The sequence below is a fragment of the Salmonella sp. 32010601201800023SM genome, from assembly GCF_017572235.1.
Lineage (GTDB): Bacteria > Pseudomonadota > Gammaproteobacteria > Enterobacterales > Enterobacteriaceae > Salmonella > Salmonella enterica.
Genome location: NZ_JAGEQS010000002.1, coordinates 318,583 through 331,843 on the forward strand (window position 1 = coordinate 318,583; position 13,261 = coordinate 331,843).

Annotated in this window: 12 protein-coding genes and 1 pseudogene; 7 read left to right on the forward strand and 6 right to left on the reverse strand. The window is 52.4% G+C overall.

All coding sequences use genetic code 11. The annotated features are described in order from the left end of the window. Positions 1 to 251 precede the first annotated feature (251 nt). A pseudogene (locus J4617_RS23190) lies at positions 252 to 347 on the reverse strand (hypothetical protein); the annotation flags it as partial. Between the two features lie 819 nt (positions 348 to 1,166). Between J4617_RS23190 and J4617_RS08965 the strand changes: the two are divergent. The 6 genes from J4617_RS08965 (at position 1,167) to speB (ending at position 7,486) form a co-directional block, all read left to right on the forward strand. Next, positions 1,167 to 2,639: a mannitol dehydrogenase family protein gene (locus J4617_RS08965; protein ID WP_000379521.1), complete on the forward strand. Its 1,473-nt coding sequence runs from the start codon at positions 1,167 to 1,169 to the stop codon at positions 2,637 to 2,639. A 2-nt stretch (positions 2,640 to 2,641) separates the two neighbouring features. Continuing rightward, positions 2,642 to 3,658 carry a zinc-binding alcohol dehydrogenase family protein gene (locus J4617_RS08970; RefSeq protein WP_000853913.1) on the forward strand — a complete coding sequence of 339 codons (1,017 nt, stop codon included), beginning with the start codon at positions 2,642 to 2,644 and terminating at the stop codon, positions 3,656 to 3,658. Positions 3,659 to 3,671: 13 nt separating this feature from the next. After that, a complete protein-coding gene (locus J4617_RS08975; protein ID WP_000104231.1) occupies positions 3,672 to 4,679 on the forward strand; it encodes an Ldh family oxidoreductase in 1,008 nt (335 codons plus the stop codon). 38 nt (positions 4,680 to 4,717) lie between these two features. Then, the gene (locus tag J4617_RS08980; protein WP_023198643.1) at positions 4,718 to 5,212 is read left to right on the forward strand and encodes a YhcH/YjgK/YiaL family protein; all 495 of its coding nucleotides are present in this window, start codon (positions 4,718 to 4,720) and stop codon (positions 5,210 to 5,212) included. Between the two features lie 192 nt (positions 5,213 to 5,404). Then, positions 5,405 to 6,361: an alpha/beta hydrolase gene (locus J4617_RS08985; RefSeq protein ID WP_077907189.1), complete on the forward strand. Its 957-nt coding sequence runs from the start codon at positions 5,405 to 5,407 to the stop codon at positions 6,359 to 6,361. A 204-nt stretch (positions 6,362 to 6,565) separates the two neighbouring features. Beyond that, positions 6,566 to 7,486 carry an agmatinase gene (gene speB, locus J4617_RS08990; protein ID WP_000105552.1) on the forward strand — a complete coding sequence of 307 codons (921 nt, stop codon included), beginning with the start codon at positions 6,566 to 6,568 and terminating at the stop codon, positions 7,484 to 7,486. Positions 7,487 to 7,585: 99 nt separating this feature from the next. Here speB and J4617_RS08995 read toward each other — a convergent pair whose 3' ends face one another. Next, positions 7,586 to 8,344: a M48 family metallopeptidase gene (locus J4617_RS08995; protein WP_000701824.1), complete on the reverse strand. Its 759-nt coding sequence runs from the start codon at positions 8,342 to 8,344 to the stop codon at positions 7,586 to 7,588. A 275-nt stretch (positions 8,345 to 8,619) separates the two neighbouring features. Between J4617_RS08995 and tkt the strand changes: the two genes are divergently transcribed. Beyond that, a complete protein-coding gene (gene tkt / locus J4617_RS09000; protein WP_000098655.1) occupies positions 8,620 to 10,611 on the forward strand; it encodes a transketolase in 1,992 nt (663 codons plus the stop codon). A 43-nt stretch (positions 10,612 to 10,654) separates the two neighbouring features. On the opposite strand, the gene J4617_RS09005 is transcribed toward tkt, so the two are convergent. Genes J4617_RS09005 through J4617_RS09020 form a run of 4 tightly spaced genes read right to left on the reverse strand, consistent with a single transcriptional unit; the run spans position 10,655 to position 13,256 of the window. Continuing rightward, positions 10,655 to 11,311 carry an ATP-binding cassette domain-containing protein gene (locus J4617_RS09005; RefSeq protein ID WP_017465466.1) on the reverse strand — a complete coding sequence of 219 codons (657 nt, stop codon included), beginning with the start codon at positions 11,309 to 11,311 and terminating at the stop codon, positions 10,655 to 10,657. Then, positions 11,305 to 11,982, reverse strand: coding sequence for an energy-coupling factor ABC transporter ATP-binding protein (locus J4617_RS09010; RefSeq protein WP_023198645.1), 678 nt, complete (start codon positions 11,980 to 11,982; stop codon positions 11,305 to 11,307). The genes J4617_RS09005 and J4617_RS09010 overlap by 7 nt, the downstream gene beginning before the upstream one ends. Then, the gene (locus J4617_RS09015) at positions 11,970 to 12,677 is read right to left on the reverse strand and encodes an energy-coupling factor transporter transmembrane component T (protein WP_000553285.1); all 708 of its coding nucleotides are present in this window, start codon (positions 12,675 to 12,677) and stop codon (positions 11,970 to 11,972) included. The genes J4617_RS09010 and J4617_RS09015 overlap by 13 nt, the downstream gene beginning before the upstream one ends. After that, a complete protein-coding gene (locus J4617_RS09020) occupies positions 12,678 to 13,256 on the reverse strand; it encodes an ECF transporter S component (protein ID WP_000124001.1) in 579 nt (192 codons plus the stop codon). It abuts the gene before it with no gap. Between the last annotated feature and the right edge of the window lie 5 nt (positions 13,257 to 13,261).

The following is a 13,261-nucleotide window of genomic DNA, read 5'->3' on the forward strand; positions in this document are numbered from 1 at the left end:
GGAGAGAGGGAATCAGGCTTCGTAAACGCTCAGCTTATCCCAGTCAAACTCTACGCCAATGCCGTAGGTGTCTGGTGCCACGGCGCGATAATTGTCGACCACCAGCGGATGTTTGGTATATTGATCGATCGGGAAACTGTGAACCTCCAGTCAGCCAGTCTCGAATGCGGAAACCAGTCTGACGTGTAATTCCTGCATACCGAGCGAGCATACCAAACGACCGCTATTCGTCGACAGACGCGCCGCCTTCAACCAGCCATTTTCCACAGCGGCAGTTTTTCACGTTTGCCTTTCAAATCCCAAAGGGCGATATCCACTGCAGACATCGCAAACGACGCGATGCCTCCGCAACCCATATAGTGAATATGCTATTCCATAAAGTCATAGATATCGTCAATCGCAGCGCCTCTTTCCCTGACAGTACCGGGGCAAGATCGTGGTCGATCATCGCTTTAATTGCATACCCTCCCTTTCCGCCGGTATAGGTATATCCGGTGCCAGTTGAACCGTCTTCCAGCGTAATCGTCGTGGTTACCAGTTCGAAATGGCTATTATGCCATGTTTCGCGTCAACTAAGACCTCGGTCAGAGGAGCTTTGAAAGCTTTGTTTCAACGTACCTAATCTGCGTCTTCATCAATTTTTTCCTTTTTTCAATCAATGGATTAATTTGCCAATTATGTCTAAAGGTGGCTCACTCCTCATCTCTTTAGCAGCGACCCGGATGATCAAAACCGTAACTGATGTTCTTAGGTTAACGTTGATGCTGATAATAAATTGAGCTCATTAATTCACTAGACAAATTATCAGGTTTGGTTTGCTGTATTTCGGGTGATTATTGAACCAATCATGCGTGACATATACGCTCGCAGCGGGCGTGTTATTCAATAAGCTATTGTTTTTCATGGTGTTTAATGATTACTGGTTGTATGGGTGGTATGCCAATTCGTGGCCGATTTTTCTAATCAAAATCACGCTTTTGTGAATCGTAAAATTTATCCTGACAAGTGCATTTTATAACCAATTGATAAATAAATTATTTTTATTCATTGGCTATTAGTCAGCATACCAGGGTGAAGAATCCGGTGCCGTGAGTGTGATCATATTCACGGATTTTGGTATGCTGTTTAAGCAGAATTGGTAAACAAAACAGGAGTGGGAAAAATTCATGGACACCATAGCTCGCCAGTTAGACGCCGCAAGGCACCAATTCAAAACGACTTATTCACGTCAGGGGATGGAAGCCAACATCGTACATATTGGATTTGGCGCCTTTCACCGTGGTCACCAGGCTGTTTATAACGATCTCACGAATGAGATAACCGGCAACCGCTGGGGGATTTTTGAACTGAATCTGTTCGGCGATGCGGAGCTGGTGGATGCGCTAAATGCGCAAGAGGGGCTGTTTTCAGTGGTGGAAACGTCAGCCAGCGCCATCAATAGTCGCCTGGTTCGTACCGTCACCGGCGCGTTGCATACGCCGAAGTCAGGTATTCAGGCGGCGATCGAGAAGCTGACTGAGCCGCAGGTAAAAATTGTTTCGTTGACGATAACGGAAAAAGGTTACTGCACCGATCCGCGGTCCAGAACGCTCGATCTCAGCCATCCGCTCATCAAACACGATCTTGCCGATCCTGAACATCCCCGGTCAGCACTCGGACTAATCGTCGAAGCGCTACGGATACGCCGCCAGCAAGGGCTTCCCCCGTTTAGTGTACTGTCGTGCGATAACATTCCGGAAAACGGTCATTTGACCAAAACGGCGATCGTTACGTTTGCCGATAATCTCGATCCGCAGCTGGCGGCCTGGATAGCGAAGCATGTCACCTTTCCTGGCACCATGGTCGATCGCATCGTGCCGGCAATGACGCCAGAGCAATTTGACATGATTAAAGACCAGATCGGTTTTGCCGATCCCTGCGGCATCGTATGCGAGGATTTCCGTCAGTGGGTTATCGAAGATAATTTCGTTGCCGGTCGTCCTGACTGGGATAAAGCAGGGGCGATGTTCGTCTCGGACGTGCTTCCCTATGAAGAAATGAAACTTCGTATGCTGAATGGCAGCCATTCGTTTCTCGCCTATAACGGCAGCCTGGCCGGATATGAGTTTATCTATCAGTGCATGGAAGACGACGCTTTTAAAACCGCCGTACATCATTTAATGACGGAAGAGCAGGCAAAATCGCTGCGCCCGAATTTGGCGGTAGATGTACATCAATATGCGCAGTTGCTCATTGAGCGATTCAGCAACCCGAATATTAAACATAAGACCGGACAGATTGCGATGGACGGTTCTCAGAAGCTGCCTCAGCGGGCCGTCGATCCTTATCTGACGCTCCAGGCGCGCGGCGTTAAGGGCAGGGCGTTGGCGACGCTGATTGCGGGCTGGCTCCATTACGTCATTAATACGCTCTCTCAGGGGCAGAGCGTGGCCGACCCGCTCAATGATACCTTCAATGCGGCTATTAAAAATAAAAACACGCGATGGGAACAAGCGCTGTCTTTGCTGCAGATAAATAGCATCTTTGGAACGCTGGCCGGCGACAACGCAGATTTTTTAAACGACATTCAGCAGGCCTTTAACCATATTGAATTACATGGCGTCACGGCCACCATTCACCGTTTATCTTCAAAGGGTTAAGTATGAAAACGCTTATCTGTAATAATCCGGGAAATATCGAATACATTGAAAGAGATATTCCTCATTTAAAAGACGATGAAGTACTGTTAAAAATTAAAGCGGTTGGTATTTGCGGCACCGATATCCATGCGTTTGCCGGCCGCCAGCCCTTTTTTGCCTATCCGCGCGTGCTGGGTCATGAAATTTGCGGCGTGGCTGAAATGTTGGGTAAATCGTGCAGCACGGCGAAGGTCGGCCAACGCTATAGCGTTATTCCCTGTATTCCTTGCGGCGCTTGCGCAGCCTGCCGGGAAGGAAAAACCAACTGCTGTGAGAACGTCTCGCTGTATGGTGTTCACCAGGACGGCGGCTTTAGCGAATATCTGGCCGTTCGTGAACAAAATCTGGTTGAACTGTCGGATAACCTCACCGACAGCGCGGGCGCGCTGGTTGAGTGTTTCGCCATCAGCGCCCATGCAGTACGCCGCGCTGACGTGAAGCCGCAGCAAAACATTGTGGTGGTCGGCGCCGGGCCGATTGGGCTGGCCGCCGCCGCGATAGCAAAAGCCAAAGGCGCTCGCGTCGCGGTAGCTGATATTGACGCCGAACGCCGTCGTCTGGTCGCCGAAAAGGTAGGCGTTGCAACGCTCGATCCGTCGTCAGACGACTATATTGATGCGCTGAAAGCCTGTTTCTCCGGTGAATTAGCCGGCACTGTGCTTGATGCCACCGGCAATAAATCCTCCATGAGCCGCGCTGTCGATCTGATTCGTCACGGCGGAAAAATCGTCTTCATCGGGCTGTATATCGGCGAGCTCGTCATTGACGATCCGACCTTCCATAAAAAAGAGACCACGCTATTGAGCAGCCGTAACGCGACGCGGGAAGACTTCGAATGTGTCATTGAGCTAATGGCTCAGGGCGCTATTAGCGAAACAATGATGAAAAACCAGGAATTCGATTTCTATACGTTCGGCAACCAGTACCAGAAGAACGTGGTAGAAAACAAAAAATTGGTTAAAGGCGTTATCAAATTTTAATAGCGGGATAGTTATGTCAACAATATTAGTCAAAGAAAATGAATTGAAAGCGCTGGCGTTTAATAAACTCACCCAGGCGGGCCTTGACGCGCAAACGGCGCAGCAGGTAGCCGACGTTTTGGTTCATGCCGATATTACCGGCGTTCACTCCCACGGCGTTATTCGCGTAGAGCACTATTGTACCCGCCTGAACGCAGGCGGGCTCAATCCAAAAGCAACATTCAGCATTGAACAGATTTCGCCTTCTGTCGCTATTCTGGACTCTGATGATGGAATGGGACACTGCGCGCTGATAAAGGCGACAGACCACGCTATTAGTCTGGCGAGAGAGACGGGGCTGGGCTTCGTCAGCGTCAAAAATACGTCCCACTGCGGCGCGCTCTCGTGGTTTATTGAGCAGGCGACAAGCCAGGGAATGGTGGCTATCGCCATGACGCAAACGGATACCTGCGTTGCGCCGTATGGCGGCGCGGAGCGCTTTCTGGGGACTAACCCAATCGCCTTCGGCTTCCCCGTTAAAGACAGCCATCCGATGATCGTCGATATGGCGACCAGCGCCATTGCGTTTGGTAAAATTCTGCACGCCAAAGAAACCGGGAAACCAATAGGTCATGGCCTGGCGCTGGATAAAGAGGGACATATCACTACCGATCCGCATAAAATTGAAAATCTGCTGCCCTTTGGCGGACACAAAGGTTCTGGTATTGCCCTGGCGATTGATGCGCTCACGGGCGTCCTGATGGGGGCAAACTTTAGCAACCATATTGTTCGGATGTATGGCGACTATGACAAGATGCGCAAGTTAGCGAGTCTGGTTATCGTTATTGATCCGCAGATGTTGGGCAATCCGCTGTTTTCCTCAATAATGAGCACAATGGTCAATGAGCTAAGGGCTGTAAAACCGATGCCCGGTGTTGATAAAGTGCTGGCGCCAAACGATCCGCAAATCGCCTATAAAGAAAAATGTTTAAAAGAAGGTATTCCTGTGGCTGAAGGTATTTACCAGTACCTGATTGGCTGATAATTATAATCACGACCATTATTTAGGATAACTATAGTATGCTATATGGAAATATAGAGCAGCTTACTTTATTACCTTACGTTAACCACATTATTAAAAAACTTATCATCGAAGCGGTGAAGATAGCTGAAGATCAGCCTGCTGGTAGATATGAACTTTCTTTCCCGGAGTCATTTCTTATGATAAGCGAAGGAGAAACGCACTCTTCGTTAAACCGCAAAGCTGAACTTCATAAAAAATATATCGATGTTCAGATTTTACTAAGCGGTTATGAAGAGATTGGCTATTCCAACAAAATTGATACCAGGATAAAGGAGCTTGAGCATCTTCCTGATGACATCATCTTTCCTGAATGTGTCGCTAATGAGCAGTTCGTTACATTAAATCCTGGCGATTTCGCGCTTTTTTATCCTAACCAGATCCACCGTCCGCTTTGTACGCGTGGTAAACCTGCGCCGGTTAAAAAAGCGATTGTGAAAATTCCGGCCACGGCATTTAGCGAGTCAAGCTCGCCATGCCAGGCGAAGGAATAAAGAAAGCGCCAAATGCAATTCAGGAAGAGACCTTCAAGTCATCCTGAATTGCAGCCAGAATGAATAAGGTGGCACTTTTCTGACTTCAGAGCCTTTTCGCGTTGGGGCTAATCGCGGAAAGGCTTTTTACGTTCTGTAAAAAGAGGATGCGGGGTCTCCCCGGTAAATAAGTGAAAATAATACAAATCGATTTTGATGTTATTTTTGTTCAATCTGAATAATATGGTCTTTTACACGGAAAGTGATTGGCGAGGTGTTATGAATCATATTTTTAAATTAGCATTTATTTTTATTATCAATATTATATTTTTAATAAATGCTTCAGCAACAACGATGGACAAAGATAAATTTGTGGAAGCGAATGGTATCAAAATTCATTACGTTGAAGAGGGCGAGGGGCCTCCGCTGCTGTTGATTCACGGTGGTGGTCTGACGGCGAAAAGTTGGCAGGGATTAGCGAAAGAGGCATCTCGATATTTTCGCGTCATCATGCCGGACAGTCGTGGACATGGATTGACGAATAACCCGCAAGGAACGTTTAGCTATGATCTGATGGCGGAAGATATGGCGGCTTTTGTTAAAGCGCTGAAGCTGGAAAAACCGCTGGTGATGGGTTACAGCGATGGCGGCATGGTCGTTCTGAAGTTAACCAGCCGATACCCGGATCTAGCGCGCGCTGCTATCGTCGGCGGCGCAACGCATCGCTTTGCTACGACCCATTACATGCAGGGGATGGAAATTTTTTATGGTAAAGGAATGCCTCAGGGGCAATTGACGGATCGCGATCTGGATAAAATGGCTTCGGATGCGCCCGGGATGGTTAAATTTTATCAGAACATGCATCATCCAGAGCAAAAAGACTACTGGCGCACGTTCCTCAAAGGTGTCTGGCCAATGTGGACAACGCCCACATCGCTGGCGGAAGAAGAGGTGAAAAAAATCCACATTCCTGTGCTATTACTGGACGGCGACCGGGATGAATTTTTCACCGTTGAAGAAGTTACCGAGCTGTACCGGCTGCTGCCTCAGGCGGAGATGACCCTCATTCCCGGTAGCGGTCACGCCATTTTCCAGACGCCAGGAAAAACACCGCTGTTTTACGCATTAGTGCTTGAGTTTTTACAGCGGCAAATCCCTAAGGCCTCTTAACTGACCGCGATGGACGTATGAGCCTACTGATTTGCGCTGGATATATATTTTTTTCGGGCGTTGTCTACTGTACCTGGCTAAACTGACTTCAATAATGCGGTCTGTCAGAGTAAACTTTGAGCCGTAAACAAATTCAAACCCTTCCTCGTCGGGCCTAACGACGCGGGAGGGTTTTTTTATATTGACTAAGAAGAGGTTTTTGCCATGAGCACCTTAGGTCATCAGTACGATAACTCACTGGTTTCTAATGCGTTTGGTTTTTTACGTCTGCCAATGAACTTCCAGCCGTATGACAGCGATGCCGACTGGGTGATCACTGGCGTACCGTTTGATATGGCAACGTCCGGTCGCGCTGGCGGCCGTCATGGCCCGGCGGCGATCCGTCAGGTGTCGACCAACCTCGCCTGGGAACATCACCGTTTCCCGTGGAATTTTGACATGCGCGAGCGCCTGAACGTCGTGGACTGCGGCGATTTGGTGTATGCGTTTGGCGATGCCCGTGAAATGAGCGAAAAATTACAGGCGCACGCTGAAAAACTGCTGTCTGCAGGCAAGCGTATGCTCTCTTTCGGCGGCGACCACTTCGTCACGCTGCCGCTGCTGCGCGCCCACGCGAAACATTTTGGCAAAATGGCGCTGGTACATTTTGACGCGCATACCGATACCTACGCTAACGGCTGCGAATTCGATCACGGCACGATGTTCTACACCGCGCCGAAAGAAGGCCTGATCGATCCGCATCATTCGGTACAGATCGGTATTCGCACTGAGTTTGACAAAGACAATGGCTTTACCGTGCTGGATGCCTGCCAGGTCAACGATCGCGGCGTGAATGATATTCTCGCTCAGGTGAAACAGATCGTCGGCGATATGCCGGTCTATCTGACCTTTGATATCGACTGTCTGGACCCGGCGTTTGCGCCTGGCACCGGTACGCCGGTGATCGGTGGTTTGACCTCCGATCGCGCCATTAAGCTGGTACGTGGTCTGAAAGATCTGAACATTGTCGGTATGGATGTAGTGGAAGTCGCGCCGGCTTACGATCAGTCGGAGATCACCGCTCTGGCGGCCGCGACGCTGGCATTAGAAATGCTCTATATCCAGGCGGCGAAGAAGGGCGAGTAAGTTGTTTTGCCGGATGGCGCTGCGCTTATCCGGCCTACGGCTGATTGATGCTTGTAGGCCGGATAAGCGCTCACGCCGCCATCCGGCACTGTTCGGGGGTTATTTGATTCCGTCCGCGCTCATACGATCGCGCACATGCTGTGCGCGTGCGGCGGACGCCGGGTGATCGTCGAACATCGAGCTTTGACGACCCGCTTCCAGTTTTGCCAGTTTCTCAAAGCTGGTGGCGAGTCCTGCCGGACTGATACCGCGTTTGCGCAACAGATCGTAAGAATAATCATCCGCTTCGGACTCCTGACGCTGAGAGAACTGCGAGTTCACCAGTTTTTCGCCAAGATCGCCAAGCTGTGATTGCGACAGGCTGCCGACTACGCCTCCTGCCGATGCCGCCGCAACACGAACGGCGTTAGTGCCCAGCGCGACCTGCATCCCTTTCTTTACATGACCCAGCGCGACATGGCCCATTTCGTGGCCGATCACGGCTTCAACTTCGTTGTCGGTCATCATATCCATCAGTCCGCTGTAGACGCGGATACAACCGTTCGCCATTGCAAACGCGTTGACGTCTTTCGTCTCGTAAACCTTATAGTTCACCGGCTGGCCGTTAATGTTATCCCCCAGCGCGGCGGCAATTTTTGCCAGTCGTTTAGCGTATTCGCTGCTCGCCGGCGCGATTTTCGCTTTGCTGTCGAGCTCTTGACAGGATTGATCGCTCAACGCTTTTACCTGCGCATCGCTTAACGTATAGGCCTGAAAAGCTTCAGCGCCCGAAGAAAGCAGTCCATTAGAGTCCATATTCTGGCAACCGGTCAGCACCGTCGCCATGCCCAAAGCAAGCAGTAAAGCGCGAATTTTCATTTTTCTCTTCCATACGAATTAATATTATTTTGAAATGCGCTCGTTGCAGATGAATTAGCGCCTGGGTTAAGTATAAAGAAAAGCGTGGCAGGCAAGTTAGCTAATTGCGCAACATGCGAGCACGATCCGGAGATTTCTGAAGCGGTAAAAGGATGTTCCATGTACATGACGCGCGGCTTGGGGTAAATTGTTGGCAAATTTTCCGGCGTAGCCCAAAACGCGCTGTCGTCAAGTCGTTACGGGCATGGCCTTTCAACATCCGATCTGGAGTCAAAATGTCCTCACGTAAAGAGCTTGCCAATGCTATTCGTGCGCTGAGCATGGACGCAGTACAGAAAGCCAAATCCGGTCACCCGGGTGCCCCGATGGGTATGGCTGACATTGCCGAAGTCCTGTGGCGTGATTTCCTGAACCACAACCCGACCAACCCGTCCTGGGCCGACCGCGACCGCTTTGTGCTGTCCAATGGCCACGGCTCAATGCTGATTTACAGCCTGCTGCACCTCACCGGCTATGACCTGCCGATGTCCGAACTGCAGAATTTCCGTCAGCTACATTCAAAAACCCCGGGTCACCCGGAAGTGGGCTACACCGCTGGTGTTGAAACCACTACTGGCCCGCTGGGTCAGGGTATTGCCAACGCCGTCGGGATGGCGATTGCCGAGAAAACTCTGGCGGCGCAGTTTAACCGTCCTGGCCACGATATCGTTGACCACTTCACCTACGTCTTTATGGGCGACGGCTGCATGATGGAAGGCATTTCTCACGAAGTGTGCTCTCTGGCTGGTACTCTGAAACTGGGCAAACTGATCGCGTTCTATGATGACAACGGTATCTCTATCGATGGTCACGTTGAAGGCTGGTTCACCGATGACACCGCGAAACGTTTTGAAGCCTACGGCTGGCATGTTATCCGTGGCATTGACGGTCACGATGCCGATGCCATTAAACGCGCCACGGAAGAAGCTCGCGCCGTGACTGACAAACCGTCCCTGCTGATGTGCAAAACCATCATCGGTTTCGGTTCGCCGAACAAACAGGGTACCCACGATTCCCACGGCGCGCCGCTGGGCGACGCGGAAATCGCGCTGACCCGCGAACAGTTGGGCTGGAAATACGCGCCGTTCGAAATCCCGTCTGAAATCTACGCCCAGTGGGATGCGAAAGAAGCCGGCCAGGCGAAAGAGTCTGCATGGAATGAGAAATTCGCGGCTTATGAGAAAGCCTTCCCGCAGGAAGCTGCTGAATTCACTCGTCGTATGAAAGGCGACATGCCGGCTGACTTCGATGCGAAAGCGAATGAGTTCATCGCTAAACTGCAGGCGAATCCATCCAAAATCGCCAGCCGTAAAGCGTCCCAGAATACCATCGAAGCCTTCGGTCCGCTGTTGCCGGAATTCCTCGGCGGCTCCGCTGACCTGGCTCCTTCTAACCTGACCCTGTGGTCCGGTTCGAAAGCGATTAACGAAGATGCCGCAGGTAACTACATTCATTACGGTGTGCGCGAATTCGGTATGACCGCTATCGCCAACGGTATCGCCCTGCACGGCGGTTTCCTGCCGTACACCTCCACCTTCCTGATGTTCGTCGAATATGCCCGTAACGCAGTGCGTATGGCAGCGTTGATGAAACAACGTCAGGTGATGGTGTACACCCACGACTCCATCGGTCTGGGCGAAGATGGCCCGACGCACCAGCCGGTCGAGCAGGTGGCAAGCCTGCGCGTAACGCCGAACATGTCCACATGGCGTCCGTGCGACCAGGTGGAATCCGCGGTGGCGTGGAAATATGGCGTAGAGCGTCAGGATGGCCCAACCGCGCTGATCCTCTCCCGTCAGAACCTGGCGCAGCAGGAACGTACTGAAGAGCAACTGGCGAATATCGCCCGCGGTGGTTACGTACTGAAAGATTGTGCGGGCCAGCCGCAGATTATCTTCATTGCGACCGGTTCAGAGGTTGAGCTGGCGGTTGCCGCTTACGAAAAACTGACTGCCGAAGGCGTGAAGGCGCGCGTGGTTTCCATGCCGTCCACCGACGCGTTCGACAAGCAGGATGCGGCTTACCGTGAATCCGTGCTGCCGAAGGCGGTCTCTGCGCGTGTGGCGATTGAAGCGGGTATCGCTGACTACTGGTTCAAATACGTCGGCCTGAACGGCGCTATTGTCGGGATGACCACCTTCGGTGAGTCTGCTCCGGCAGAGCTGTTGTTTGAAGAGTTTGGCTTCACGGTGGACAACGTGATCGCCAAAGCGAAAGCACTGCTGTAATCCTTAATACGGCATAAAACGGGTCGCTTCGGCGACCCGTTTTTTATTCTCCCTTTGACAACCTGCCGTTTTCCAGCCGTACCACCCGTGAAAAATGACGCCGGGTAAACGCAGCGTCATGGCTAATCGCCACGACGCTGGTTCCCCGTGCCCGGCATGTCGCCAGCCAGTGTTCAAATACGGTTAGCCAGTGGGCGTCAAAATCCCGGCTGGGTTCATCCAGCAATAACACAGGCGGCGCCATCGCCTCCAGACTGGCGACCGCCACCATCCGGCGCTGCGCGGCGTGCAGATCAAGCGGGTGTGCCTCGGCGACGTCCGTTAGCTGGCATAACCGCAGCGCGGCCTGCATGCGCCGTGAAATTTCCTCTGCCGATAAGCGTTGTAGTTTCAGCCCAAAAGCGACCTCTTGTGCGACATTGCTGTGGAAAATCTGGTTTTCCGCTTCCTGAAAGAGTACGCCGATAGCGGCGGCGCGTTGACGATTTTTAAGCTGCGCAATCGGCTCTCCATTAAGCGTTACCGAGCCGGAAGTGGGGGAAAGCAGGCCGGCCATAATCCGTAACAGCGTTGATTTTCCCGCGCCGTTATCGCCGGTCAACGCCAGCCATTCGCCGTCCTGAAGTTCAAGCGAGATAGCGTGCAGACAGTCGGCTGCGGCATCCGGCCAGCGATAAGCGACCTGATTTAACGTCAACATAATGGGGTTAGCGCTCCGTCGCGCAATTGCCATACCCGCTGGCATCGCGTCAGAAAAGGAAAGTGATTACGTTCAAAAAGCACAATGAGAGAATGACGTTCCAGCGCCCACTGTTGTAACCGTTCCAACAGTGTCCCGGTGGCCGCTGAGGTCAGTCGACTGAAGGCTTCATCAAGAACTAATAGTCTGGGCTGCATGGCAAGCGCGCTGGCAATTACTACCCGCTGCGTTTCGCCGCCGGAGAGCGTGCCGGGATGGCGATGGCGTAACGACTGGCAGTTTGTCAGAGTCAGCGCCTCGTCAATGCGCCGTAGAATTTCTGCTTCATGGAGGCCGAGATTCTCCGGGCCAAACGCCACCTCTTCCTCTACGCTAAAGGTACAGCCGGAAAGCTGTAAATAAGGCGATTGCTGCACCAACTGGATGGTGGGCGACTGTTCTACCAGCGGGAGCCGCCCGATAGGGACGCCAAGCAGTAAGCCTGTGCCGTCAATATCACCGGGGAGATAATCCGGATACCAGCCAGCCATCAGTTGCGCCAGCGTACTTTTTCCGCTGCCGTTATCGCCGACTATCGCCACTATTCCGGGTGTTGAATAGTGGAAATCAAAACATGCCGGCGGGCGTGTCGCATCGGACGGAAGATAACGAAACTGCTCTAACCTAACCATATCCATACTCCCGCTTCCGCCACTATTAGCAGTACCATGCCATACCGCGCAACCCGTTGTAACACGCTATCTTTCGGCGCCCACAGCGTGGTTCGGGCTCGATGCAGTCGAAACCCCCGCATATCCAACGCCGCGCCGCGTATTGTCAGATCGTTAAGCGCATTTTGCGTAAGCGGCACGATCAGCGCAGGCATCGCCCGTAGCCGCTGATACCAGCCTTCATCCAGCGGTACGCCGCGCGCGCGCTGGGCTTCATGAACGATCGTCAGTTGTCGTTTGAGTTGTTCGACGACCAGCAGCGGGCCAGCGAACAGGTAAGCGATGCCGGGGGGCAGACGTGAAGCGAACAGGGCGCGAATAAACCGCTGAACCGGCACATACTGCATCCATAGCTGCGACGTCGACACGATCGCCAGCAGACGTAGCCATAGCGTAACGGCATATACCCAGCGCTGCGGATCGCGAGGCTGCCCGCTTATCCATTCCGTTAGCCAACCGCCATGTACCAGCCATAGCCCAAACCCTAAAGACAGCATCAGCCAGGCGACATACTTCGCCCGCCGCCGCGTTGATTTCAGCGCCAGCAGACAGAGGAAGGCCGCCGCGCTATAAACCGGGAGCACGGTCTGCGCAGGGAGTAGCAGCGTGGTGCAGGTCGCCAGCGCCCATAAGGTTAACGAGGTAAACGGATGCATTTAGCGTACGGCTGACATCGCAGGAAAATGCCGTGTCGTACGTAACGGTAGCTGACGCAACAGCACCCAAACGATGATCGCCGTCAGAATTTTATCGACCAGATTAGCGCCTATGACGGTAATCGCGACTGACTCCACCAGGTTTTGGCCCATTGAATGCATCCAGGCGACGAACAAATCAGCGCCGCTACCGGTAACGCCGCCAAAAAGCGCGGTACGAAGCGGTACGGCGACCAGCGTCACCGCCAACGTAATGACGACCCCGCTGACGATCACTTTGGGCAGGGTACGAAACCAGCCTGCGCGCGCCAGCCACCCGGCGACCAGACCGATAACCATCGCTACCGGGGCAAACGCGGCAGCGATAGGGTCGGTAAGCAGCCCCCACAGCAAATTGGTCAGAAGCCCAGTCAACATGCCGATGAACGGCCCTAACAGTACCGCGCTAATTAAGGTGCCGATCGAGTCGAGAAAAATAGGCAGCTTCAACATGCTAATAAGCTGTCCGCCAATCATATTGATGGCAATAGCGATGACAATCAGCACCAGAGACTGGCTGGAAAACGGGCGACGCGCCATAAAGT

Coding starts and splice junctions, on each gene's coding strand:
- J4617_RS08965 (WP_000379521.1), top strand. CDS start 1,167: ATGGACACCATAGCTCGCCAGTTAGACGCCGCAAGGCACCAATTCAAA.
- J4617_RS08970 (WP_000853913.1), top strand. CDS start 2,642: ATGAAAACGCTTATCTGTAATAATCCGGGAAATATCGAATACATTGAA.
- J4617_RS08975 (WP_000104231.1), top strand. CDS start 3,672: ATGTCAACAATATTAGTCAAAGAAAATGAATTGAAAGCGCTGGCGTTT.
- J4617_RS08980 (WP_023198643.1), top strand. CDS start 4,718: ATGCTATATGGAAATATAGAGCAGCTTACTTTATTACCTTACGTTAAC.
- speB (WP_000105552.1), top strand. CDS start 6,566: ATGAGCACCTTAGGTCATCAGTACGATAACTCACTGGTTTCTAATGCG.
- J4617_RS08995 (WP_000701824.1), bottom strand. CDS start 8,344: ATGAAAATTCGCGCTTTACTGCTTGCTTTGGGCATGGCGACGGTGCTG.
- tkt (WP_000098655.1), top strand. CDS start 8,620: ATGTCCTCACGTAAAGAGCTTGCCAATGCTATTCGTGCGCTGAGCATG.
- J4617_RS09005 (WP_017465466.1), bottom strand. CDS start 11,311: ATGTTGACGTTAAATCAGGTCGCTTATCGCTGGCCGGATGCCGCAGCC.
- J4617_RS09010 (WP_023198645.1), bottom strand. CDS start 11,982: ATGGTTAGGTTAGAGCAGTTTCGTTATCTTCCGTCCGATGCGACACGC.
- J4617_RS09015 (WP_000553285.1), bottom strand. CDS start 12,677: ATGCATCCGTTTACCTCGTTAACCTTATGGGCGCTGGCGACCTGCACC.
- J4617_RS09020 (WP_000124001.1), bottom strand. CDS start 13,256: ATGGCGCGTCGCCCGTTTTCCAGCCAGTCTCTGGTGCTGATTGTCATC.